The organism is Stenotrophomonas sp. STEN022 (assembly GCF_056760155.1).
Genome location: NZ_JBRREG010000037.1, coordinates 17,398 through 39,839, shown reverse-complemented (window position 1 = coordinate 39,839; position 22,442 = coordinate 17,398). Strand labels below are relative to the sequence as shown.

At 63.6% G+C, this 22,442-nt stretch carries 22 protein-coding genes and 3 tRNA genes; 9 read left to right on the top strand and 16 right to left on the bottom strand.

Annotation, left to right across the window (positions count from 1 at the left end):
• Nucleotides 1-86 precede the first annotated feature (86 nt).
• The gene (dapA, locus tag ACVOMF_RS09840) at nucleotides 87-980 is read right to left on the bottom strand and encodes a 4-hydroxy-tetrahydrodipicolinate synthase (RefSeq protein ID WP_481509110.1); all 894 of its coding nucleotides are present in this window, start codon (nucleotides 978-980) and stop codon (nucleotides 87-89) included.
• A gap of 95 nt (nucleotides 981-1,075) precedes the next feature.
• Between dapA and ACVOMF_RS09835 the strand changes: the two genes are divergently transcribed.
• From ACVOMF_RS09835 to ACVOMF_RS09795, 9 genes are all read left to right on the top strand, one after another.
• Nucleotides 1,076-1,702, top strand: a complete 627-nt coding sequence (locus ACVOMF_RS09835; protein WP_481509109.1) for a glycine cleavage system transcriptional repressor — start codon at nucleotides 1,076-1,078, stop codon at nucleotides 1,700-1,702.
• 77 nt (nucleotides 1,703-1,779) lie between these two features.
• Complete coding sequence (locus ACVOMF_RS09830) at nucleotides 1,780-2,259, top strand: peroxiredoxin (protein ID WP_481509108.1); 480 nt, start codon at nucleotides 1,780-1,782, stop codon at nucleotides 2,257-2,259.
• Between the two features lie 82 nt (nucleotides 2,260-2,341).
• Complete coding sequence (locus tag ACVOMF_RS09825) at nucleotides 2,342-3,742, top strand: PhoH family protein (protein WP_481509107.1); 1,401 nt, start codon at nucleotides 2,342-2,344, stop codon at nucleotides 3,740-3,742.
• A gap of 5 nt (nucleotides 3,743-3,747) precedes the next feature.
• Nucleotides 3,748-4,239, top strand: coding sequence for a hypothetical protein (locus ACVOMF_RS09820; protein WP_481509112.1), 492 nt, complete (start codon nucleotides 3,748-3,750; stop codon nucleotides 4,237-4,239).
• Nucleotides 4,240-4,251: 12 nt separating this feature from the next.
• Complete coding sequence (locus ACVOMF_RS09815; RefSeq protein WP_481509106.1) at nucleotides 4,252-4,923, top strand: YoaK family protein; 672 nt, start codon at nucleotides 4,252-4,254, stop codon at nucleotides 4,921-4,923.
• Nucleotides 4,924-4,957: 34 nt separating this feature from the next.
• A complete protein-coding gene (thiD, locus tag ACVOMF_RS09810; protein WP_481509105.1) occupies nucleotides 4,958-5,767 on the top strand; it encodes a bifunctional hydroxymethylpyrimidine kinase/phosphomethylpyrimidine kinase in 810 nt (269 codons plus the stop codon).
• The gene (locus ACVOMF_RS09805) at nucleotides 5,764-6,624 is read left to right on the top strand and encodes an alpha/beta hydrolase family protein (RefSeq protein ID WP_481509104.1); all 861 of its coding nucleotides are present in this window, start codon (nucleotides 5,764-5,766) and stop codon (nucleotides 6,622-6,624) included. The genes thiD and ACVOMF_RS09805 overlap by 4 nt, the downstream gene beginning before the upstream one ends.
• A gap of 65 nt (nucleotides 6,625-6,689) precedes the next feature.
• A tRNA-Arg gene (locus ACVOMF_RS09800) sits at nucleotides 6,690-6,766 on the top strand.
• 53 nt (nucleotides 6,767-6,819) lie between these two features.
• Nucleotides 6,820-6,896, top strand: a tRNA-Arg gene (locus ACVOMF_RS09795).
• 570 nt (nucleotides 6,897-7,466) lie between these two features.
• Here the strand turns inward: ACVOMF_RS09795 and ACVOMF_RS09790 are convergent.
• From ACVOMF_RS09790 to rlmE, 15 genes are all read right to left on the bottom strand, one after another.
• Nucleotides 7,467-7,559, bottom strand: a tRNA-Ser gene (locus ACVOMF_RS09790).
• 76 nt (nucleotides 7,560-7,635) lie between these two features.
• Nucleotides 7,636-7,839: a carbon storage regulator CsrA gene (gene csrA, locus ACVOMF_RS09785; protein ID WP_057628248.1), complete on the bottom strand. Its 204-nt coding sequence runs from the start codon at nucleotides 7,837-7,839 to the stop codon at nucleotides 7,636-7,638.
• A gap of 139 nt (nucleotides 7,840-7,978) precedes the next feature.
• Nucleotides 7,979-10,630, bottom strand: a complete 2,652-nt coding sequence (gene alaS, locus ACVOMF_RS09780; protein WP_481509103.1) for an alanine--tRNA ligase — start codon at nucleotides 10,628-10,630, stop codon at nucleotides 7,979-7,981.
• A 109-nt stretch (nucleotides 10,631-10,739) separates the two neighbouring features.
• Nucleotides 10,740-11,222, bottom strand: coding sequence for a recombination regulator RecX (recX, locus tag ACVOMF_RS09775; protein WP_481509111.1), 483 nt, complete (start codon nucleotides 11,220-11,222; stop codon nucleotides 10,740-10,742).
• 197 nt (nucleotides 11,223-11,419) lie between these two features.
• Entirely contained in the window at nucleotides 11,420-12,457 is a 1,038-nt protein-coding gene (recA, locus tag ACVOMF_RS09770; RefSeq protein ID WP_282271203.1) for a recombinase RecA, read from the bottom strand.
• 232 nt (nucleotides 12,458-12,689) lie between these two features.
• Nucleotides 12,690-13,337, bottom strand: coding sequence for a transcriptional repressor LexA (lexA, locus tag ACVOMF_RS09765; protein WP_481509102.1), 648 nt, complete (start codon nucleotides 13,335-13,337; stop codon nucleotides 12,690-12,692).
• A gap of 51 nt (nucleotides 13,338-13,388) precedes the next feature.
• Nucleotides 13,389-15,068 carry a 2-polyprenylphenol 6-hydroxylase gene (gene ubiB / locus ACVOMF_RS09760; protein WP_481509101.1) on the bottom strand — a complete coding sequence of 560 codons (1,680 nt, stop codon included), beginning with the start codon at nucleotides 15,066-15,068 and terminating at the stop codon, nucleotides 13,389-13,391.
• 35 nt (nucleotides 15,069-15,103) lie between these two features.
• The gene (locus ACVOMF_RS09755; RefSeq protein WP_481509100.1) at nucleotides 15,104-15,598 is read right to left on the bottom strand and encodes a CinA family protein; all 495 of its coding nucleotides are present in this window, start codon (nucleotides 15,596-15,598) and stop codon (nucleotides 15,104-15,106) included.
• Between the two features lie 208 nt (nucleotides 15,599-15,806).
• Nucleotides 15,807-17,117: a ribosome rescue GTPase HflX gene (gene hflX, locus ACVOMF_RS09750; protein WP_481509099.1), complete on the bottom strand. Its 1,311-nt coding sequence runs from the start codon at nucleotides 17,115-17,117 to the stop codon at nucleotides 15,807-15,809.
• A gap of 14 nt (nucleotides 17,118-17,131) precedes the next feature.
• Complete coding sequence (gene hfq / locus ACVOMF_RS09745; RefSeq protein ID WP_282271171.1) at nucleotides 17,132-17,419, bottom strand: RNA chaperone Hfq; 288 nt, start codon at nucleotides 17,417-17,419, stop codon at nucleotides 17,132-17,134.
• A 92-nt stretch (nucleotides 17,420-17,511) separates the two neighbouring features.
• Nucleotides 17,512-18,465, bottom strand: coding sequence for a tRNA (adenosine(37)-N6)-dimethylallyltransferase MiaA (gene miaA, locus ACVOMF_RS09740; protein WP_481509098.1), 954 nt, complete (start codon nucleotides 18,463-18,465; stop codon nucleotides 17,512-17,514).
• Entirely contained in the window at nucleotides 18,465-19,361 is an 897-nt protein-coding gene (gene folP, locus ACVOMF_RS09735; RefSeq protein WP_481509097.1) for a dihydropteroate synthase, read from the bottom strand. The genes miaA and folP overlap by 1 nt, the downstream gene beginning before the upstream one ends.
• Before the next feature lie 108 nt (nucleotides 19,362-19,469).
• Nucleotides 19,470-19,658: a hypothetical protein gene (locus tag ACVOMF_RS09730; RefSeq protein ID WP_282271167.1), complete on the bottom strand. Its 189-nt coding sequence runs from the start codon at nucleotides 19,656-19,658 to the stop codon at nucleotides 19,470-19,472.
• Nucleotides 19,659-19,773: 115 nt separating this feature from the next.
• On the bottom strand, nucleotides 19,774-21,699 hold the full coding sequence (ftsH, locus tag ACVOMF_RS09725; RefSeq protein WP_481509096.1) for an ATP-dependent zinc metalloprotease FtsH: 1,926 nt from the start codon (nucleotides 21,697-21,699) through the stop codon (nucleotides 19,774-19,776).
• A gap of 58 nt (nucleotides 21,700-21,757) precedes the next feature.
• Nucleotides 21,758-22,390, bottom strand: coding sequence for a 23S rRNA (uridine(2552)-2'-O)-methyltransferase RlmE (gene rlmE / locus ACVOMF_RS09720; RefSeq protein WP_481509095.1), 633 nt, complete (start codon nucleotides 22,388-22,390; stop codon nucleotides 21,758-21,760).
• Nucleotides 22,391-22,442 lie beyond the last annotated feature (52 nt).

Sequence of the window (22,442 nt, the reverse complement as noted above, 5' to 3'; positions counted from 1 at the left end):
GACCACGCCCAGCAGCAGCAGCGAGAACACGCGAACGGTAGAGGTTTGACGCATGGGTGAATCTCCAGAGTTCAAAGGCCGCCGGATCAGCGGCTGGATAGTTCTTCCAACGCACCCACGTCAGCGGCCAGATGATCGGCATGTGCGTGGTACTGCGCGGAAAGCGGGAGCAGCGGCAAGCGCAGCCCATCGCCGATGCCGATACGCTGCAGCAGCGCCTTGACCGGAATGGGGTTGGACTCGACACCGCAGAAATCGTGGTACGGCTGCAGACGCGCATCCCAGGCCTCGGTCGCCTCGTGCTCACCGGCGCGGGCCAGGTCACACAGGGTGCGGTACGCACCCGGCAGCACGTTGGAACCGACCGAAATCAGGCCATCAGCGCCAGACAACATGGAACGGGCAGCCGAGCCGTCGTCACCACTGAGGATGGCGAAGCTGTCGCTGCGCAGCTCCAGCAGGGCTTTCAGGCGGGTGGTATCGCCCACCGCTTCCTTGATGCCAATGATGTTCGGGTGCGCGGCCAGCTCTGCGACGGTTTCCGGCAGCAGGTCGCAGCCGGTGCGCCCGGGCACGTTGTACAGCAGCACCGGCAGGCCACCCTGCTCGGCCACGGCCAGGTAGTGCTGGCGCAGGCCTTCCTGGGTGGGCCGCACATACGGCGGGGTGACCACCAGCGCATGGGTGGCGCCATTGGCGGCCGCGCGTTTGGTCAGGGCGATGGTGCGGGCGGTGCCCGACAGGCCGGTCCCGGCCAGCACCGGCACCTTGCCGCCAAAGGCGGCAACGGCGCTGCGCAGCAGGCCATCGTATTCATCGTCGGACAGGGTGGAGGCTTCGCCGGTGGAGCCAGCTACCACCACACCCTGGACGCCGCCCTTGAGCTGCTGCGCCAGCAGGCGCTGCCAGCCGTCGGGATCGAGTGCGCCGTCAGCCTTGAAAGGCGTCGCCAGCGCGGTGATGAGACCAGATATGGACAAAGGGTCAGTCGCTCTTCGTGGGGGTAAAGAAGCCCGCCGAGTGGCGGGTTCGTGACCGAAGGCATGTTACTTGCCGGTCGAAAGCACGGGCAAGTATGCTGGACACCAGCGAACAACCCCCAAACGGTGTTGTTCAGACTTATCTAGCACCCGGAACCACCTTGACCGACACCACGCCGCGGCCGCTGCCGACCGAAAACCACCTCCTGATCAACGCCTATACGACGCATCCGGAGTCCCCCCTGCTGTCCGTCACCCGTCGAATTGCCGACAGCGGCTGCAACCTGGTCGATGCCCGCCTGTCCACGGTAGGCCGCGATGTCTCGGTGACCACCCTGGCCACCGGCTCCTGGGATGCCGTCGCCAAACTCGAAGCCATGCTGACCCGGCTTGAGCGCGAAGAGAACCTGAAGCTGGTCTGGTACCGCACCGCTGCCAAGCAGGCGCAGTCCAACCTGCTGCCGTACATCGTTGAAGTCGTTGCCGCCGACAAGCCGGGCATCCTGTTCCAGCTTGCGGATTTCTTCGACCGCCAGGGCATCACCATCGAGAACCTGCAGAGCACCCGTTACCAGGCCATGCAGACCGGTGCGGAAATGTTCTCTGCGCAGATCACCATTGGCGTACCCTCCAACATGCACATCGCCGCCCTGCGCGACGATTTCCTCGAGTTCTGCGACCACCTCAACCTGGACGCGATCATGGACCCGATGAAGTTCTGAAATTCGCGCGCCCATCACAGGCGCGCAGCGTTTCATGTAATTGCAATCGAACTACCCCAGGCTCCGGAAAGGATCTGATGAACATCGGCGATACCCTGGACCGAAACACCCTAGCACTGCCACTGGCCCTGTCCGGCGGCACCACTACCAGCCTCGGCGAACTCGCCGGCCAGTGGCTGGTGTTGTACTTCTACCCGAAGGACAGCACCCCCGGCTGCACCACCGAAGGCCTAGATTTCAACGCCTTGCTGCCCAAATTCAAGCGCGCCGGTGCACAGGTGTTCGGCATCTCCCGCGACTCCGTGAAGTCGCACGACAACTTCTGCGCCAAGCAGGGTTTCAAGTTCCCACTGATCAGTGACGCCGATGAAGCGCTATGCAGCGCCTTCGACGTGATCAAGATGAAGAACATGTACGGCAAGCAGGTGCGTGGCATCGAACGCAGCACCTTCCTGATCTCTCCTGACAGCCAGCTCGTGCAGGAATGGCGCAAAGTCAAAGTCGCCGGCCATGCCGATGCCGTGCTTGAAGCACTGAAGGCCGCTCAAACCAAGTGACCCACATCCCGTTCCAACCCACGTCATCGCCCTGCCCTGCAGGTGCGATGGCGTGACCCTGTCCCGCCACCAGGAATAGACGATGACCCGAGGCAAGCGCATCTACGTACTGGATACCAACGTGCTGATGCACGATCCGACCGCGCTGTTCAAATTCGAGGAACATGATGTCTACCTGCCCATGCAGGTGATCGAGGAGCTGGACAACGGCAAGAAGGGCACCACCGAAGCGAGCCGCAATGCCCGCCAGGTGAGCCGCTTCCTCAATGAGCTGATCGAAGAAGCCGGCATCGGCAGCGTGCAGAACGGCGTGCCGCTGGCACGCCCCAAGGGCCTGCAGCTGCGCGGCGCACAGAGTGCCGGCAACCTCTACTTCCAGACCAGTCATTTCGAAGCCGGCAAGAGCTTTGGCAAGGTGATCCCGGACAACGCAATCCTCGGCGCGATCCTTGCCTTGAAGGAAGAGCACCCGGAAACACCGGTGGTGTTCATCTCCAAGGACATCAACCTGCGGATCAAGGCGGCCATCGCCGGCATCGATTCGGAGGACTACGAGAACGACCGCGCGCTGGACGATTTCAGCCTGCTCTACACCGGCGCCACCGTGCTGCCGGAGGATTTCTGGAAGAAGCACAGCGAAAGCCTGCGCAGTTGGAGCGACAAGGGCCGCACCAGCTACGAGATCCAGGCCGCCGACGACGAGGACTGGCATCCCAACCAGTACGCCTACCTGGCCGGCGATGACGAAGTGGAGCTCAAGGTCAGCAAGGTCGAGGGCGATGGCCGCATCACCTTGTCGGTGGTCAACGACTTCCGCCACGGCTCGCATTCGGTGTGGGGCATCTCCGCGCGCAACCGCGAGCAGAACTTCGCCCTCAATGCGCTGATGGACCCGGAGATCGACTTCGTCACCCTGCTCGGCACCGCCGGCACCGGCAAGACCCTGCTGGCACTGGCCGCCGGCCTGGCGCAGACCATGGACACGCAGCGCTACCGCGAGATCATCATGACCCGCGCCACGGTCAGCGTCGGCGAGGACATCGGCTTCCTGCCCGGTACCGAAGAAGAGAAGATGACGCCGTGGATGGGCGCGCTCACCGACAACCTGGAAGTACTCACCCACAACCAGGACGGCGGCGCCTGGGGCCGCGCCGCCACCAATGACCTGCTGGCCAGCCGCATCAAGATCCGCTCGATGAACTTCATGCGCGGGCGCACTTTCCTGTCGCGCTACCTGATTCTGGACGAGGCGCAGAACCTCACCCCGAAGCAGATGAAGACCTTGATCACCCGCGCCGGCCCCGGCACCAAGATCGTCTGCCTGGGCAACGTCGAGCAGATCGACACGCCCTACCTCACCGAAACCACCTCCGGCCTCACCTATGCGGTGGACCGTTTCAAGAATTGGCCGCACAGTGCACACATCACACTGCGCCGGGGCGAACGCTCGCGTCTGGCCGATTATGCTTCGGAGGTTCTGTGAAACATCTGCACACGCTGTCCCTGCTGGCTGCTGCAACACTCACGCTGGCAGCCTGCACGCCGTCGAACACGCGCCCCGGCAGCTTGCCGACGGCGGTCAAGACCGGACAGTCCTGGGTCGTCACCCGTCCCGTGGTCGCCGCGCAGGTGCTGGACACCTGCTCGCGCGACAGCCCCGCCAAACATGCCGGTGAAGTCACCGGCTACTGGGCACCCAGCCGCGCCGACATCGACGCACTGGAAAGCCAACTGGCACAACTGCAACCCGCCATTGCCGAGCCGGCCCTGTCCGGCCGGCAGTACGTGGGCTTCGAGTCCAGCGGCAAGCGCCTGATCTACATCAACGCCTTTACCCTGCCCGACCACAGCGACATCAATCCGGCCCGCGAGGCGATCCGTGTCTGCGATGGCGGCGCGCAGTTCTGGGGCGCGGTGTACGACCCACAGGCCGGCACGTTCTCCAGCATCGAGCGCAACGGCGCGCTATCCAAGCCCTGATCCGGCGTCGGCATGAAGGTCCGCCTGCCCAGCTGGGTCTGGATAGGTGCCATTGCACTGTCCTGCGTGGCCGGCATGGTCAATTCGGTTGGCTTCCTGGGCTTTGAACACCAGGCAGTCAGCCATGTCACCGGCAGTACCAGCCAGCTCGGCATTGCCCTTGCGCATGCCGACTGGCGCTCCGTCGGCCATCTGTGGGGATTGCTGATCGCCTTTGCCCTCGGGGCAGTGCTCAGCGGACTGATCATCCAGGACAGCACCCTGCAACTTGGCCGCCGCTACGGCGTTGCGCTGGCACTGGAATCGGCCTTGCTGCTGCTGGCGATTCCGCTGTTCAAGCAACAACAGGTCTGGGGCGCGCTGGCTGCGGCCATGGCCTGCGGACTACAGAACGCGCTGGCCACCACCTTCAGCGGCGCGGTGGTGCGCACCACCCACCTGAGCGGCATGTTCACCGACCTTGGCATCGGCCTGGGCCACCTGCTGCGCGGCCGGCCGGTACCGATGCACCGGCTGACCTTGAGCGGCCTGATCATCGGCGGCTTCCTGGCCGGCGGCATACTAGGCGCATGGCTGTTTGCGCGCTGGCAGTACGACGCCCTGCTGGTCCCGGCGGCACTGACCGGGCTGAGCGGCCTGGGCTATGTGCTGTACCGGCAATGGGCCACACGCGGACAAGCTTGAAGCAGGCCAGCAGCAAACCCTGCACAATCGGTGCATGAGTCCTTCAACGCCCGTTTCCGCCCTCACCATCGCCGGCTCCGATTCCGGCGGTGGTGCCGGCATCCAAGCCGACCTCAAAACCTTTGCCGCCCACCGCGTGCACGGCCTGTCGGCGATCGCCACCCTCACCGCGCAGCACACCCGTGGCGTCACCGCCGTGCACGTGCCACCACTGCCATTCCTGCAGGCGCAGCTGGATGCCTGCTTCGACGATTTCGACATCCATGCGGTCAAGCTGGGCATGCTCGCCAACGCCGATGTGATCCACCTGGTTGCCGATGTCCTTGAGCAGCGATGCCCAACCCATATCGTGCTCGATCCGGTAATGGTCGCCACAAGCGGCGCCAAACTGCTTGAAGACAGCGCCTTGCGCGCAATGCGCGAGCGCCTGCTGCCGCTGGCCACCCTGCTGACACCCAACACACCCGAAGCAGAACTCCTGCTTGGCCGCAGCATCGGCAACGGCGACGAGGCCGAAGATGCGGCTGCCGCGCTGATCGAGATGGGCGCTGGCGCAGTACTGCTCAAAGGCGGCCACCTACTGGAAGGCAACCGCGTCGTTGATCGTTACTTCGACGGAGTCAGTCGCGAAGAATTCAGCCACATCCGACTGCCAGTGGATGCGCATGGCACCGGTTGCACGCTGGCTTCGGCGATTGCTGCGCAGCTCTGCTGCGGACTGTCGCTGGCCAATGCCTGCGAAGCGGCGATCGACTATGTCGCACGCGGCCTGCAGGGCGGCTATCACCCGGGCCGCAGCGAGGTGATGGTGCTGGATCATTTTGGCGCGGCACCTTCCGCATGAGCACAAGCGCAGCACCCTACGAAACAGGCACGCTGCGCGTCTGCAGCGCCGATGGCCACGGCTTTGATCTACTGACCTACCTGCCGGCTCAGCCCCGCGCCTGCCTGCTATGGCTTCCCGCTCTGGGCGTGGCAGCACGCCACTACCAGGTGTTTGCCGAAGCACTCGCAGCCCGCGGCATTGCTGTCTTCCTGCACGAATGGCGTGGCAACGGCAGCAGCACTCTGCGCCCGGACCGCAGCCACGACTGGGGCTACAAGGAACTGCTGCAGCTCGATCTGCCGGCCGCCGAAGCAGCCGTGCATGGCGCACTGCCCGGCCTGCCGTTCCGGTTGGGCGGCCACAGCCTCGGCGGTCAGCTCAGTTGCTGTTACGCCGGCCTGCGCAACGCTGAGCTCGACGCATTGTGGCTGGTCGCCAGCGGCACACCCTGGTGGCGCAGTTTTCCGCCACCGCGTGGCTGGCTGTTGCCCTTGGCGTATCGCTTCCTGCCTTGGCTTGCGCAGCGCAATGGCACCCTGCCCGGTCGTCGCGTTGGTTTCGGTGGCACCGAGGCGCGCGGGTTGATACGCGACTGGGCGCGCGTGGGCCTGAGCAACCATTACGCCGCACAGGGAATGCCAATCGACCTTGAAGCTGGCATGCGACACATCACCGCAGCGACACGCGCCGTGGTACTGGACAGTGATTGGCTGGCGCCGGTCAGTTCGATGCAGCAGCTGCTGGCCAAGCTTCCAGCGTCGGCACGCAGCCTGAAAGTACTGTCATCACGTGACCTGGGTGCCCGCGCCGACCACTTTCATTGGATGAAATCACCACAGAACGTGGCTTCGGCACTGATTCATCCCGAAGATTAAGAAATTTTCACAAAAGCGTTGACGCAAACGTCTCAAATCCGCATAATCTCGCTCCTGGCAACGACGCGCTCGTAGCTCAGTTGGATAGAGTACCTGGCTACGAACCAGGTGGTCGGGAGTTCGAATCTCTCCGAGCGCACCATGTCAGAACGCAGATTCAATCTGCACCGCTTCAAACTACAACAGCAATGTTGAGCGCTCGTAGCTCAGTTGGATAGAGTACCTGGCTACGAACCAGGTGGTCGGGAGTTCGAATCTCTCCGAGCGCACCAATACTAAAAACAGCAGGCATTGCCTGCTGTTTTTTTATGTGCGTTTTTTGACAGACAGTCCGTAGTGCCGAGCCATGCTCGGCAGAGGCGTTACCGGAAGAGCCTCAGTCGAGCATGGCTCGCCCTACAGCAGCACCCGCCGTACCCCACAGGCCCTTTAGCGCGCACCAGCGATGCAGGAGCGCAAGCACTGTAGTGCCGAGCCATGCTCGGCAGAGGCCCCACCGGGAAAGCTCCAGCCGAGCACGGCTCAGCTCTACAGCGACACCCAAGCCATGCAACGCCACCACACCTCACAGACTCTTCAGCGAGCGCCAGCGATGCAGGAGCACAAGCACTGCAGTGCCGAGCCATGCTCGGCATTGGCCTCACCGGGAAAGCTCCAGCCGAGCACGGCTCAGCTCCACAGTGAAAACCTCAACGCAGCGCGACTGCGCCGAACCGTCGCGCACCACCATCTCGCGCGACACAACATCCATCCGCGACCATTTCGAAAAATAAACTCAAAGACACCGCGAATTAAAAACTTGCAGACACAAAAAAGCCCCGATAAAGGGGCTTTTTTGAAACTGGCGGAGTGAGAGGGATTCGAACCCTCGATAGAGCTTTTAACCCTATACTCCCTTAGCAGGGGAGCCCCTTCAGCCACTCGGGCATCACTCCGTTTCTCTTGCCCCGCTGCGTGTATTCCTAAGCGGGGCGCGAAGAATAACGTTAAACGAGGTGAAAGGTAAACCCCTTATTCGGAAGTTTCTTCACTTCCGGGAGTTGCAGGCTCATCACCACGCTGGATACGCTGAAAAATCTCCTCGCGATGGACAGCAACGTCCTTCGGCGCGGTGATACCGATACGTACCTGGTTGCCCTTGACGCCGAGCACGGTCACGCTGACCGAGTCGCCGATCATCAAGGTTTCGCCTACTCGGCGAGTCAGGATCAACATTGTGTAAATCTCCATGGAACCGGTGGGTTTCCCACCGGCATTGGCGCGCTTCGAGCTATGCGCCCCACGACAAAGGGGAAAAGACTCCCAATGTTACCGTCAGGGCGCGAACACCTTCAAGGTGCGTGACTTGTCACATTCAGGCCAGATGTGGCTTGACCCAGGCCGGGACGCCCTCAAGGGCCGCTACCAGCTTGGGACCATCCTCACCGCCACCCTGGGCCATGTCCGGACGACCACCGCCCTTGCCGCCGATCTGGGCCGCAACGTGGGCCAGCAGCTCGCCCGCCTTGACCTTGCCCAGCGCCGCGCCATTCACGCCCGCCACAAGAGCGGCCTTGCCGTCCTGCACACCGGCCAGCACGATGATGGCGTCGCCCAGCTGCTGCTTCAGGCGATCCATCGCGTCGCGCAGCGCCTTGGCATCAAAACCTTCCAGACGCACCGCCAGCACCTTCACGCCGGCCACATCGATCGCCGAGCCGCCGAGATCGGCAGTGGCACCAGAGGCAACCTTGGCCTTGAGGGCTTCCAGTTCGCGCTCCAGCTTCTTCTGGCGCTCACCCAGCTGGCGGATCTTGTCGACCACGTCGCCAGCACTGCCGCCGAGCAGCTGCGCAGCTTCGTGCAGGCGCGCCTCCTCGTCAGCCACATAGTCCAGCGCACCCTGCCCGGTCACCGCCTCGATACGACGCACGCCCGAGGACACACCGCCCTCGGAGGTGATCTTGAACAGGCCGATATCGCCGGTCCGCGAAACGTGGGTACCGCCGCACAGCTCGGTGGAGTACTCGCCCATCTTCAGCACGCGCACGTTCTCGCCGTACTTCTCGCCGAACAGTGCCATCGCACCGAAATCCAGCGCTTCCTGCATGCCCATGTTGTGCACTTCGGCGGCGTTGTTGGCACGCACCTGCTCGTTGACCTTGCGCTCGATGACGGCCAGCTCTTCGGCAGTGATCGGCTGGAAGTGCGAAAAGTCGAAACGCAGGCGATCCGGCGCCACCAGCGAGCCCTTCTGCTGCACGTGGGTGCCCAGCACTTCGCGCAGGGCGGCGTGCAACAGGTGGGTAGCCGAGTGATTGAGGATGGTGGCGCTGCGACGCGCGGCATCAACCGCACCAGCCAGCACATCGCCGACCTTCAGCGTGCCCTGCTCCAGCTTGCCGACATGGCCGTGGAACTGCCCGGCGAACTTCTGCGTGTCGCCCACCGCCAGCGTGACGCCACTGGCCGACAGCACGCCGGTATCACCCACCTGGCCACCGGACTCGGCGTAGAACGGCGTCTGCGCGGTGAACACGATGACCTCATCGCCCGCCTGCACGGCGTCGACCGAACGACCGTCCTTGATCAGCGCGACAACCTTCAGACCATCGGCCTGCAGGCGGTCGTAGCCGAGGAACACCGTCGGGCTGAGGCTGGCAACGAGTTCGGCGGAAAGCGTCACGCCGCCACCGAACTTGCCGGCCGCACGCGCGGTTTCGCGCTGGTGCTCCATCGAGGCATCAAAGCCGGCCATATCCACCGTCATGCCGCGTTCGCGGGCGATATCCGCGGTCAGATCGACCGGGAAGCCGTAGGTGTCATACAGGCGGAACGCGTCGACGCCGGGAATGACGCCATCGCTTACCTTGGCAGCAACGTCATCGAAGATCTTCATGCCCGAATCGAGTGTTTCAGCGAAACGCTCTTCTTCGGCCAGCAAAGCGCGTACCACAGTGTCGGCCTGCGCCGGCAGTTCCGGATAGGCCTCGCCCATCTGCTCGATCAGGGTCGGCACCAGCTTGTTGAAGAACGGCTGGCGCACGCCCAGCATCCAGCCATGGCGCAGGGCGCGGCGGATGATGCGGCGCAGGACATAGCCACGGCCTTCATTGGACGGCAGCACGCCATCGACGATCAGGAACGAGCACGCGCGGATGTGATCGGCGATCACCCGCAGCGACTTGTTCTCCAGGTCGGCCATGCCGGTCAGCTCGGACGCCTTGCGGATCAGCGCCTGGAACAGGTCGATCTCGTAGTTGGTGTGCACGTGCTGCAGGATCGCCGCCAGGCGCTCCAGGCCCATGCCGGTGTCCACGCACGGTGCCGGCAGCGGCTGCAGCGAGCCGTCTGGCTGGCGGTCGAACTGCATGAACACCAGGTTCCAGATTTCGATGAAGCGATCGCCATCTTCATCCGGCGAGCCCGGCGGGCCACCGGCGATATGGTCGCCGTGGTCATAGAAGATCTCGGTGCAGGGACCGCAGGGACCGGTATCGGCCATCTGCCAGAAATTGTCCGACGCGAACGGCGCACCCTTGTTGTCACCGATGCGTACGATGCGCGATTCCGGGATGCCGATCATGTCGCGCCACAGCGCGTAGGCCTCGTCATCGGTCTGGTAAACGGTGACCAGCAGGCGGTCGGCCGGCAGCTTCCAGACCTGGGTCAGCAGTTCCCATGCCCAGGCAATGGCGTCCTTCTTGAAGTAATCGCCGAACGACCAGTTGCCCAGCATTTCGAAGAAGGTGTGGTGGCGGGCGGTATAGCCGACCTGGTCCAGATCGTTATGCTTGCCACCGGCACGCAGGCAGCGCTGGACGTCGGCTGCGCGCACATAGCTGCGCTTTTCCGCGCCCAGGAACACGTCCTTGAACTGGACCATGCCCGAGTTGGTGAACAGCAGGGTCGGGTCATTGCCCGGCACCAAGGGTGCCGACGGCACGATGGTGTGGCCTTTGCCCTTGAAGAATTCGAGGAAGTCAGCGCGGATCTGGGAAGTAGTAAATTTGGCAGGTGTATTCATGGGGACTGGCGGTAAGCTGGCAAGCGGGTCCCGGCAGCCCTTGCGGGCGCGGGAATTCGGGACAACCGAAACCCTGAAAGGGTATCAGGCCCAGCCCGCGCAGTCCTGTTCAGTCCTCTGGATCGTAGCGGCTGGCCTGGCGGATGCAGTTACCGTCAAAGCCTCGCCGGGCCAATAGATCCGCGGCTTTGCGCCGCTGCGCCAGATCTTCCGGGCCACTGGCACCAAAACGGCGGCATACCAGGTCGCGGGCGTTTTCAGTCCAATCGCCCTCAAACGACGCCATCGCGGCCTCGATCTGCTCGCTGTCCAGCCCATGGGTGCCCAGCTCCGCGCGGATATGCAGCGGCCCATAGCCACTACCTGCGCGGTTGCGGACCAGCGACTGGGCAAAACGGGTGTCGTCTTGCCAGCCATCTTCGGCCAGCTTGGCCACCGCCGCATCTACCGCTTCCGGGTCCACGCCGCGTGATTTGAGCTTGCGGCCGAGCTCCTTGCGCGAATGCTCGCGCCTGACCAGCAGACCCAGTGCGCGCTGCAACGGCGTCTGCTGGCGGCCACGTTTGGTTTTGCCCTCAGGCTGATCATCCATCTCGGTCATCACAACACCACCGCTTGGTTCCGCCAGGCTTGGTTGGGCCAAACTCAACTCCGGCCGGCTCTATTCCGCCACGCCAGAACCCGGAAACGCCCAACCCCGCCCCATCCCTGGCGCGGGGTCTTCATGGACAAAATGCCGCAGGAGCGGACGACGTCACTGACGATGCGCCGCCCGCTCCCGCGGGAAAATCACTCCTCGCCGTCTTCGTCGTCGCCTTCTTCACGCGCCGCTTCGGTGGGCTGGAACTTCTCGCGCAGCTCGGCCTCGAGGCGAGCTGCAACCTGCGGGTTGTCACGCAGATAGCCGCGGGCGTTGTCCTTGCCCTGGCCGATGCGCTCTTCGCCGTAGCTGTACCAGGCACCGGCCTTGTCGACCAACTTGGCATCCACGCCCATGTCGATCAGCTCGCCTTCGCGGGAGATACCTTCGCCATAGAGGATTTCGGTGATGACCTGCTTGAACGGAGGCGCCAACTTGTTCTTGACGACCTTGATCTTGGTCTGGTTGCCGATGATCTCGTCACCCTTCTTGATCGCACCGATACGGCGGATGTCCAGGCGCACCGAGGCGTAGAACTTCAGCGCGTTGCCACCGGTGGTGGTTTCCGGGCTCTGGCCCGGCATCATCACGCCGATCTTCATGCGCAACTGGTTGATGAATATGACCAGCGTATTGGAGCGCTTGATGTTGCCGGTCAGCTTGCGCAGCGCCTGGCTCATCAGGCGGGCCTGCAGGCCCGGCAGCTGATCGCCCATTTCGCCTTCGATTTCAGCACGCGGGGTCAGCGCAGCGACCGAGTCGACCACCACGATGTCGACCGAGCCCGAACGCACCAGCATGTCGGCGATTTCCAGCGCCTGCTCGCCGGTGTCCGGCTGCGACAGCAGCAGGTCGTCGACATTGACGCCCAGCTTGGCGGCGTAGATCGGGTCCAGTGCGTGCTCGGCGTCGATGAAGGCAGCGGTGCCGCCCAGCTTCTGGCATTCGGCAATCGCCTGCAGGGTCAGGGTGGTCTTGCCGGAGGATTCCGGGCCGTAGATCTCGACCACACGGCCCTTGGGCAGGCCACCGATGCCCAGCGCGATGTCCAGCATCAACGAGCCCGTGGGGATGATCTCGACGGGCTCGACAACGCGGTCGCCCATACGCATCACCGAGCCTTTGCCGAACTGCTTTTCGATCTGACTCAGTGCGGCGGTAAGTGCGCGCTTCTTGTTCTCGTCCATCGTGTTCGTCCTCGGGGTTGATTTCGTTGATTTCGTCATGGGGTCCACTGTAGGGGTGTCGTATCGCACAGGCTGAGACTGCAACCGGGACGACAAAATTATTTGGCCGACAAGGATACCGACAGCAGCCCAAACACCCGCCCTACGTAAGGAAAACAGTCAGTTGCGGCTGCGAAATGCGCAGATTCGAGCTCAGCCGGATCCAAATCCGCGAGCCTTGAACCTGTACGTCTCAGCGGTTTGGCCGCAGCAGGCCGCAATACAGCCCCTCGATGGAGAAATCCTGGTCGGGCAGGACCTCGATCGGTGCGTAGTCGGGATTGCGCGGCAGCAGACGGATACGGTCCTTGGCGATCTTCAGCAGCTTGACCGTGATTTCGTCATCGATACGCGCCACCACGATCTGCCCGGAGGTCGCATCGCGGGTACGGTGCACGCCAATCAGGTCACCATTGAAAATGCCTTCGTCGATCATCGAATCGCCCTGCACTTTCAGCAGGTAATCCGGCGCCGGCGAGAAGAACACCTTGTCCAGCACCACGTAATCGTCCGAGCCGATGTCCGCGCCGATCGGCAGACCAGCAGCGACCCGGCCCAGGATCGGCAGGCGCAGCACATCGTCGTTGGCGGCCTGCGCAGGCGCATGCGACTCCGCATCGCCCTCGCCTTCCTGGCGTACCAGGCGGATGCCACGTGCACGGCCGGGGACGCGCTCAATGGCGCCGGCCGCCTCCAATGCATCCAGGTGGTATTGGGCCGAGCGTACACCCTTGAAACCAAAGGCGCGGGCGATCTCGGTCTGCGATGGCGGCATGCCCTCGGCCTCGATGCGCTCAGCGATCAAGTCGAGGATGGCCTGCTGGGTGTCGGTGAGGTTCATGGTTAGTAGTATTGCTACTAACAAAAAGATCTGCAAGCCCCTCAGCGAAAATCAGTGGTGGCGACCGCTGCGCCAGATCGAGAACAGTATCCACACCCCGCAGATGCCCGCGCCCACGAAGCCGCACAGGCCCAGCGCCAGGAACCAGCGGCTGGAAAGCCCGCCTACGCTGTGCATCACGATCGACGAGCCAATGATCAAGGCAGCGGTAATCACTCCAACCACCAAGCGGTTGGCGGCACGGTTCACCTGATCGCCGAAGCCCTGCAGCGCGGTGGTTTCCACCCTCAGCTTCAGCTGCCCGCGCCGCGCTGCCTGCACCAGCCGGCGCAGATCACGTGGCAACTCTCCTGCGAGATCCAACATCCCCAGCAGGCTGCGACGGCCGCGCTTGAGCAGCGCCTTGGGCGCATAGCGCTGCAGTACCACCCGCTCCAGGAAAGGACGCGCGGCACTGGCCATGTCGAAGTCCGGATCCAACTGCCTGCCCATGCCCTCAAGGGTAAGGAACGCTTTGATCATCAGTGCCAGGTCGGCCGGCAAGGTCAGGCTGTAGCTGCGCAACAGCTGGGTGATGTCACCGAGCATCAGGCCGATGCGCAGGTCCTTCAACGGCACGCCGCGGTACTGATCGACGAATTGGCTGATGTCCTGTTGCAGGCGACCTTCATCCACCTCCACGCCGCCGGCCCAGTCCAGCAGCACGTCGGCAACCACCTGCGGCTCCTGCTCGACCAGCCCGTGCAGCAGCTGCGCGACCTGGAAACGGCGCGTTTCGGACAGCGCACCGACCATGCCGAAGTCGATCACGCCGATGCGGCCGTCGCGCATGTAGAAAATATTGCCGGGATGCGGATCGGCATGGAAATAGCCGTCTTCCAGCACCATTTTCAGCACGATATCGGCGCCACGCCGGGCCAGCGCTGCACGGTCCAGACCGGCGTCGTCGACGGCCTCCAGCTTGCGACCGGGAATGCCATCTACGAAGTCCTGCACGTTGAGGCTCTCGCAGGTCCACTGCCAGTGCACGCCTGGAATCAGGATGTCATCGCGGCCATCGAAGTTGCGTGCGATGCGCTCGGAATTGCGGCATTCGGCGGCGAAATCCATCTCGCTGCGCAGCGACTGGGTGAACTGTTGCACCACTTCCGCCGGCCGATAGCGGCGCAGATCCGGCAGTCGCGCCTCGACGATTTCAGCCAATCGCGCCAGCAGCCGGAGATCTGCCTCAACCACATCGCGGATGCCGGGCCTGCGCACTTTAAGTACCACCTCGCGGCCATCGTGCAGACGCGCACGATGCGCCTGCGCCAAGGAGGCGGCAGCCATCGGGGTTTCATCAAGGAAGGCGAATACCTGCGCTGGCGGCGCGCCGAGATCAGCCTCCAGCTGCTCGCGGATCGCGGCATAAGGCAGCGCGGGCACCGCGTTCTGCAGCTCGGACAGCTCAGCGATCCATTCCGGCGGCAACAGGTCCACACGCGTGGCCAGCACCTGGCCAAGTTTGACGAAGGTCGGCCCCAGTTCCTGCATCGCACTGCGCACGCGCACTGGCGCGGTCATCCGCAGCATCTGCTGGCTGTCGTTCCAACGCACCAGCCGGCCCGCGCGCTCCAGCACCGAGGCCAGCCCGGTACGGCGCACAACGTCGCCGAAACCATAGCGGATCAGAACTGCGGCTATTTCCTGCAAGCGGCCCAGATCACGGACCGTGCCCAGTGTTTCCCACATCGCGACTCATCCCGGTTGCTGGCCGGACCAGCATGTCATAGATGCTCATGGATGCCGCGCAATGCCGCATCCACGGTTTGCCTGCGTACCGCATCGCGGTCGCCATCGAACTGGAACAACTGCGCGCGCGCATAGCCGCCGCGGCGCTTCCAGCCAATCCAGACGCTGCCGACCGGCTTGTCCGGGCCGCCGCCGCCAGGGCCGGCGATGCCGGTCACCGCCACCGCCACACCTGCACCGGAATTGATCAGCGCGCCGGCCACCATTTCCAGCACGGTTTCGCGACTGACCGCACCGAACTGCTCCAAGGTCTGCGCACGGACGCCGAGCAGGCGCTGCTTGGCTTCATAGCTGTAGACCACCATACCGCAGTCGAAGAACGCGGAGGAACCGGCGATATCGGTCATGCTCTTGGCGATCCAGCCGCCACTGCAGCTTTCCGCGGTCACCAGCTGCAGCGAGGCCTGCTGCAGGCGTTCGCCGAGCGCGGCGGCCAGGGCATTGAGATCGGCATCGGTTGGATTGGACATTGCGGTAAAGGGGGCTGGGAGGAGAACCCTTACGTTTTACCGCAGATGACGCCCGCATGGGAGTTGCAGGAGCGGCGTAAGCCGCGAAGCCGACACATCATCAGATTGCACTGGTGCTACCAGCTTCGGGAACCCCTGCTTCGCGGCTTACACCGCTCCCAAAAAACAAGACAGCCGGCACGGGGCCGGCTGTCTCTTCCCGCCCGCATCACCATTCGGGCAATTTTTCCGGCAACAGCGGGCGTATCACCGCACCATCCTCGCTCGCAGCCAGCTTTTCGGCTTCGGCAATCGGGATATCCACGTCGATCAGCCAACCTTCTTCATCAGCCTGCTCACTGCGGATGACCTCCAACTGGTGCAGGCGTGCACGCAGGCGGCCAGCACTTGGCGGCAGGCGAACCTGGCCGGTGACATGCTGCAACCCAAGCCGCTTGCCCAGCACCGATTGCAGCAGTTCCAGCCCGCGGCCATCACGTGCCGAAACCCAGACACGCTCGCGGCGCGATTCATCCGGAACGCCATCCTGTGCATCGTGGCGCACTTCCGCGCCTTCGATGCGGTCGATCTTGTTGAACACCAGCAGCTGCGGCAGATCGCCCGCACCTACGGCTTCCAGCACTTCATCGACCTGGGCAATACGCTCCTCGCGCAGTGGGTCAGCGGCATCGACCAGATGCAGCAGGAAATCCGCCTCACGCGCTTCGGACAACGTAGAGCGGAACGCCGCCACCAGGTCATGTGGCAGGTCGCGCACGAAACCGACGGTGTCGGCCAGCATCGCGTTGCCACCCGGCAAGGTGATACGCCGCACGGTGGGGTCCAGCGTCGCAAACAGCAGGTCCGCGGCGTAGGCACCGGCGCCGGTCAGCGCGTTGAACAAGGTGGACTTGCCGGCATTGGTATAGCCAACCAGCGCGATACGCGGCATTTCGCTGCGCACGCGCGCGCGACGCATCTGGGTGCGCTGCACCTCGACCTTCTCCAGCCGCTTCTGCAGCTGCTCCACTCGCTTCTGCAGCAGGCGGCGGTCGGTTTCCAGCTGGGTTTCACCCGGACCACGCAGGCCGATGGAACCGCCGCGCTGGCGCTCAAGGTGGGTCCAGCCGCGGACCAGTCGCGTGGCGATATGCCGCAGCTGGGCAAGCTCCACCTGCAACTTGCCTTCATGGCTGTGCGCACGCTGGGCGAAGATGTCCAGGATCAGGCCGGTACGATCAATGACCCGGCGTTCCAGGTAGCGCTCAAGATTGCGCTCCTGCACCGGACTGAGCTGATGGTTGACCAGCACCAGATCTGCGCCGGTGGCGTCGGCCGCAGCCTTCACCTCTTCCAGCTTGCCACTGCCGATCAGCGTGGAGGGGTTCGGCCTGTCCATGCGCGCAGTGATGGTCGCGGCCACACTTGCCCCGGCCGAGCGCGCCAGATCGGTGAATTCCTCCAGTACATCTTCTTCCAGCCGGCCAACATGCGGCTGGATCAACAGCGCATGTTCGCCCTTTTTAGAGCGGTCAAACATGCGCCGCCACCTGCTTATTCGTTGTCGTTGTCGATATCGTCATCAGCTGCCTGACTTCCGTCGCCCGATTGCACGTAGCCGCCACCCGGCCCCACGCGCACATTGCGCGCCGGCACCACGGTGGAAATGGCGTGCTTGTAGACCATCTGGCTGACGGTATTGCGCAGAAGCACCACGAACTGGTCGAACGACTCGATCGTGCCCTGCAATTTGATGCCATTTACCAGGTAGACCGAAACCGGCACGCGCTCGCGGCGCAACGCATTCAGAAACGGATCCTGCAAAGACTGCCCCTTGGACATCGTCTACTCCTCGTTATTGTTTTTATGGACCGGACCGATGGCGGCATCCCCTGCCCGTCCGGAACCCTGATGGTACACCGCCGCGCGCTTGCTCAGCCTTGCAGAAAGCGGGAAACCGCGTTCTGCACACCGGACATGTCCCGAACCGGGTCGAACCAGCGGGCATCCAGCTCGCCGCGCAGCCAGGTGAGCTGACGCTTGGCCAGCTGGCGGGTCGCAAACACCCCCTTGTCGCGGAACTCGGCCGCCGTGCCCAGCCCGTCCAGGTACTGCCAGGCCTGCCGGTAACCGACCGCACGTACCGCCGGCAAATCCAAGGGTGCGGCCACCGCTGTCATCTCTGGCAAGGCCCGCAACGCCCGCACTTCCTCCAGGAAACCACGCTCCAGCATCAGGTCGAAGCGTCGCTCGATGCGCTGATGCAGTACCGCACGGTCGGCCGGAGCCAGCACCAGCTTCAGTACCCGCGCCGGCAGGCGCGCGATGCCTGGCAGGCCTTGCCAATAGCTGATCGGCTTACCGGTCAGCCGGTATACCTCCAGCGCCCGCTGGATCCGCTGCGGATCGGTGGCATGGATGCGTGCGGCAGCGACGGGATCGAATTCGGCCAGCTGTGCGTGCAAGGCCGCCCAGCCGCAGACTTCAGCCTCGGCAGAAATGAGCGCGCGCATGTCCGGATCAGCCTCCGGCATTGGCGACAACCCCTGCAGCAAGGCACGGAAATACAACCCGGTACCGCCAGCCAGGATCGGCAACTTGCCGCGCGCAACGATGTCACGCACGGCCTCGTTGGCGTCAGCGGAGAACTCGGCCGCCGAATAGGCCTGCCAGGGGGCACGCAGGTCCAGCAGATGATGGCGGATACCATCCTGCTCGGCGGCGTCCGGCTTGGCCGCGCCAATGTCCAGGCCACGGTAGACCAGCGCCGAATCGACGCTGACGATCTCACCGTCATAGGCCTTGGCCAAGGCGATGGCCGCGGCGGTCTTGCCCGAGGCGGTCGGCCCCATCAGGGCGATGGCCAAGGGGCGTTGATCGATACCCATCAATCCTCGTCCGGCCAGCGCGGCATCGCCGGCTTGGCGGCGCGCGGCGCCGGCACCGCATCGAACGCAGCCAGCACCTTGAGTGCATCCACAGTCGCGGCCACGTCGTGCACACGCACCATCATCGCGCCCTTCTGCACCGCCAGCAGATGCGCGGCCAGCGAACCGGCCATGCGCTCGGCAGCCACCGTCCGCCCGGTGACATCACCAATGCAGCGCTTGCGCGAGAAGCCCGCCAGCACCGGCGCGCCCAGATCGTTCAAGCGATCCTGTGCGGCCAGCAAGGCAAAGTTCTGCGCGGTGTCCTTGTTGAAGCCGTAGCCCGGGTCCAGCAGCAGACGTTTGCGTCCGATACCGGCCATTTCCGCAGAGAAAACACGCTCAGCCAGGAAGCGCTGCACATCACCGGCTATATCAACATAGGCCTGGGCGAGGCCTGCATCGTAAGGGCCGCCCACTGCGTGCATCAGCACCACCGCGGCCTTGGATGCAGCCACCACCTCCAGCGCGCCCGGCTGCCGCAAGGCCTGCACGTCATTGATCATGTGGGCGCCTGCCGCCAGCGCCGCGCGCATCACTTCCGGCTTGAAGGTATCCACGCTCAGCGGCACGGCGACCTGTGGAAGCAAAGCCTCGATTACCGGCACGACGCGGTCAATCTCCTCCTGCACCGACACCGGGCTTGCACCCGGACGGGTGGATTCGCCACCGATGTCCAGCAGATCCGCCCCCTCCTCGACCAGCACCAAGGCATGCGCGACAGCAGCAGCGGTGTCTGCATGCTGGCCGCCATCGGAAAACGAATCCGGGGTGACGTTGACGATGCCCATCACCTGCGGCCGATCCAGCCGCAGCGTACGGTCGCCACATTCCAGGGTTGGGAAAACATCAAACATGGGCGCTCCGGCAGACTGCAACAGCGCCTAGTTTAAGCCACCGCAGCGGCCCACCAGCGAAGCGGGCAGCCACACGTTCACGTGCTCGCGGCGGCGCAATACCGGCGCTCAGTCCTTGTTGCGGGCGCGGATACGGCTGCCAATCAAGCTCAGGATCACGCCCAGCACCACGCCGATGAAGATACCGGCCAGGAAGTTGTTGGTCTTCACCCCGAAACCGACACCTGCCACGGTGGCGATGATCATCTCCGGCACATTCGCAGAGGGTGCCTTGGGTGGCGGCGTGGAATCATTCATGGAGCACAACCAGGGAAAACCAGAGTGTCGCTATTCTCGCCCAGCACGACGGCTGGCGCATGAAAAACGAGCCGGAAAACCGGCCCGTTCTGTTTGCATTGATGCTGCTGCCGGCTCAGTGCTGGCCGGCAGGATCGGTGATCGGCGTCACCGGCTGCGGGGCGTCGCCGCCCTTGCCGTCGTCGGCACGGTCGTTGTTGCCGCCCTTGTCCACCCAGCCTGCGGGCGGCGACGGCTTGCGACCTTCCATGATCGCCTTGACCTGCTCGGCGTCGATGGTTTCCCAGTCCAGCAGCGCAGCGGTCATTGCCTCCACGATCTGGCGCTTCTCGTCCAGGATCCGGTAGGCAACGTTGTACTGCTCGTCGAGGATGCGACGGATCTCCGCGTCCACCTTCTGCTGGGTGGCTTCGGAAATGGTCTTGCTGTGCATGCCATAGCCGCCTTCTTCATCGGCGTAGACCATGATGCCCAGCACATCAGACATGCCGTACTTGGTGACCATGGCTCGGGCCAGCTTGGTCGCACGCTCGAAGTCGTTGGAGGCGCCAGTCGACATCTCGCCGACGAAGATCTCCTCGGCGATACGGCCACCGAACAGGATCGCCAGCTCTTCCAGCATGCGCTCCTTGTACTTGCTGATGTGGTCGTGCTCCGGCAGCTGCCAGGTCAGGCCCAAGGCCCAACCGCGCGGCATGATGGTGACCTTGTGCACCGGGTCTGCCTTGGGCAGCGACATGGCGACAACAGCGTGGCCTGACTCGTGATAAGCAGTGTTACGACGCTCTTCCTCACGCATCACCATGCTGCGGCGCTCAGGACCCATGTAGATCTTGTCCTTGGCGTCCTCGAAGTCCTTCATGTCGACTTCCTGCTTGTTGCGACGAGCCGCAAACAGGGCGCCTTCATTGATCAGGTTGGCCAGATCGGCACCGGAGAAGCCCGGGGTACCGCGTGCCAGCACTTCCGGACGCACGTCGTCGGCGGCCGGCACCTTGCGCAGGTGCACGCGCAGGATCTGCTCGCGGCCCTTGATGTCCGGCAGACCGACCATGACCTGGCGGTCAAAACGGCCTGGACGCAGCAGCGCCTTGTCCAGCACGTCCGGACGGTTGGTGGCAGCGATCACGATCACGCCTTCGCCGCCTTCAAAGCCGTCCATCTCAACCAGCATCTGGTTCAGGGTCTGCTCGCGCTCATCGTGGCCACCGCCGGTGCCAGAGCCGCGGTGACGGCCCACGGCATCGATTTCGTCGATGAAGATGATGCACGGCGCATGCTTCTTGGCCTGCTCGAACATGTCGCGCACGCGGCTGGCGCCGACGCCGACGAACATCTCGACGAAGTCCGAACCGGAGATCGCGAAGAACGGCACCTTGGCCTCGCCGGCAATGGCACGGGCCAGCAAGGTTTTGCCGGTACCCGGCGGACCAACCATCAACACGCCGCGCGGAATCTTGCCGCCGAGCTTGGTGAACCTGGAGGGGTCACGCAGGAACTCGACCAGCTCGCCAACTTCTTCCTTGGCTTCGTCGCAGCCCGCAACGTCGGCAAAGGTGACCTTGATCTGGTCTTCGCCCTGCAGCTTCGCGCGGGATTTACCGAAGGACATCGCGCCCTTGGCACCGCCGCCACCGCCCTGCATCTGGCGCATCATGAAGATCCAGAAGCCGATCAGCAGCAGGATCGGCAGGAATTGCAGCACGATGCCCCAGAAACTCGGGCCAGCCGGTTCCTGACGGGCTACTTCAACGTTCTTGGAATACAGCTGGTCCAGCAGCTTCGGGTCGGCCGGTGCGTACCGCGCACCGTCGGAACCATCAGCGCGCTTGAAGCGCAGGTGGTTGGTGGTCAGCGTGGTCTTGTCGGTGTATTCCACCGACTTGATCCGGCCGGCATCCACTTCCTGCAGGAACTGCGTGTAATTGCGTGCATCGCCAGCGGCCGCCGCCCCACTACGCGGGGCAAAACTCTGGAACACCACCATCAGCACGACGGCGACAACCACCCATAGCAGGAGGTTCTTAGTCAGGTCGTTCATCCTCATCGGCTCCGGTGTCCCTCTAGATACTAAATACTGAAAAGTCGTATGGCTGAGCTTACTTTATCTGGGTACGCTTGCCCTGCCCCAAGGCATAAACCTCAGGTGAACGCTTGCGCGAAGCGTCCGGCTTGCGAATGGCAACTTTGTCGTAACGACGGCGCAGTTCACGCACGTAGTCGTCAAAGCCGACGCCCTGGAACAACTTGATCAGGAACGCCCCACCCGGCTTGAGATGGTTGTCGGCAAAATCCATCGCCAACTCCGCCAGGTGCATCATCCGCGGCTGGTCAACCGCATCCATACCACTCTTATTGGGGGCCATATCTGACAGCACAAGGTCTACCGGCTGGTCGCCAACCATGGCTTCGAACTGCGATAGGACCGTTTCTTCCCTGAAGTCCCCGTGAAGGAACTCCACGCCAGCCAAGGGCGGCATCTCCAGGATATCCAGCGCCAATACGCGGCCGGTGTCGCCCATCTGCCTGCGCACCTGCTGCGACCAACCACCCGGCGCGGCCCCCAGATCGACCACCACCATATGCGGCTTCAGCAGGCGGTCACGCTCCAGCAGCTCCTCCAGTTTGTAGGCCGCGCGCGAGCGCATGCCCTCCTTCTGGGCCTTTTTCACAAAAGGATCGGAGAAATGTTCTTTCAGCCAGCGCTGGCTACTTTTGCTACGGGAAGGCATTGGCAATGGGGCTCACAGGGGTGGTCATGATACCCTGAACCCCCTTGATTAC

Excerpts from the sequence above, each read along its gene's own strand:
- ACVOMF_RS09835 (WP_481509109.1), top strand. The coding sequence starts at position 1,076 with ATGCTGGACACCAGCGAACAACCCCCAAACGGTGTTGTTCAGACTTAT.
- ACVOMF_RS09830 (WP_481509108.1), top strand. The coding sequence starts at position 1,780 with ATGAACATCGGCGATACCCTGGACCGAAACACCCTAGCACTGCCACTG.
- ACVOMF_RS09825 (WP_481509107.1), top strand. The coding sequence starts at position 2,342 with ATGACCCGAGGCAAGCGCATCTACGTACTGGATACCAACGTGCTGATG.
- ACVOMF_RS09815 (WP_481509106.1), top strand. The coding sequence starts at position 4,252 with ATGAAGGTCCGCCTGCCCAGCTGGGTCTGGATAGGTGCCATTGCACTG.
- thiD (WP_481509105.1), top strand. The coding sequence starts at position 4,958 with ATGAGTCCTTCAACGCCCGTTTCCGCCCTCACCATCGCCGGCTCCGAT.
- ACVOMF_RS09805 (WP_481509104.1), top strand. The coding sequence starts at position 5,764 with ATGAGCACAAGCGCAGCACCCTACGAAACAGGCACGCTGCGCGTCTGC.
- csrA (WP_057628248.1), bottom strand. The coding sequence starts at position 7,839 with ATGTTGATCCTGACTCGCCGAGTAGGCGAAACCTTGATGATCGGCGAC.
- alaS (WP_481509103.1), bottom strand. The coding sequence starts at position 10,630 with ATGAATACACCTGCCAAATTTACTACTTCCCAGATCCGCGCTGACTTC.
- recX (WP_481509111.1), bottom strand. The coding sequence starts at position 11,222 with ATGGATGATCAGCCTGAGGGCAAAACCAAACGTGGCCGCCAGCAGACG.
- recA (WP_282271203.1), bottom strand. The coding sequence starts at position 12,457 with ATGGACGAGAACAAGAAGCGCGCACTTACCGCCGCACTGAGTCAGATC.
- lexA (WP_481509102.1), bottom strand. The coding sequence starts at position 13,337 with ATGAACCTCACCGACACCCAGCAGGCCATCCTCGACTTGATCGCTGAG.
- ubiB (WP_481509101.1), bottom strand. The coding sequence starts at position 15,068 with ATGTGGGAAACACTGGGCACGGTCCGTGATCTGGGCCGCTTGCAGGAA.
- ACVOMF_RS09755 (WP_481509100.1), bottom strand. The coding sequence starts at position 15,598 with ATGTCCAATCCAACCGATGCCGATCTCAATGCCCTGGCCGCCGCGCTC.
- hflX (WP_481509099.1), bottom strand. The coding sequence starts at position 17,117 with ATGTTTGACCGCTCTAAAAAGGGCGAACATGCGCTGTTGATCCAGCCG.
- hfq (WP_282271171.1), bottom strand. The coding sequence starts at position 17,419 with ATGTCCAAGGGGCAGTCTTTGCAGGATCCGTTTCTGAATGCGTTGCGC.
- miaA (WP_481509098.1), bottom strand. The coding sequence starts at position 18,465 with ATGGGTATCGATCAACGCCCCTTGGCCATCGCCCTGATGGGGCCGACC.
- folP (WP_481509097.1), bottom strand. The coding sequence starts at position 19,361 with ATGTTTGATGTTTTCCCAACCCTGGAATGTGGCGACCGTACGCTGCGG.
- ACVOMF_RS09730 (WP_282271167.1), bottom strand. The coding sequence starts at position 19,658 with ATGAATGATTCCACGCCGCCACCCAAGGCACCCTCTGCGAATGTGCCG.
- ftsH (WP_481509096.1), bottom strand. The coding sequence starts at position 21,699 with ATGAACGACCTGACTAAGAACCTCCTGCTATGGGTGGTTGTCGCCGTC.
- rlmE (WP_481509095.1), bottom strand. The coding sequence starts at position 22,390 with ATGCCTTCCCGTAGCAAAAGTAGCCAGCGCTGGCTGAAAGAACATTTC.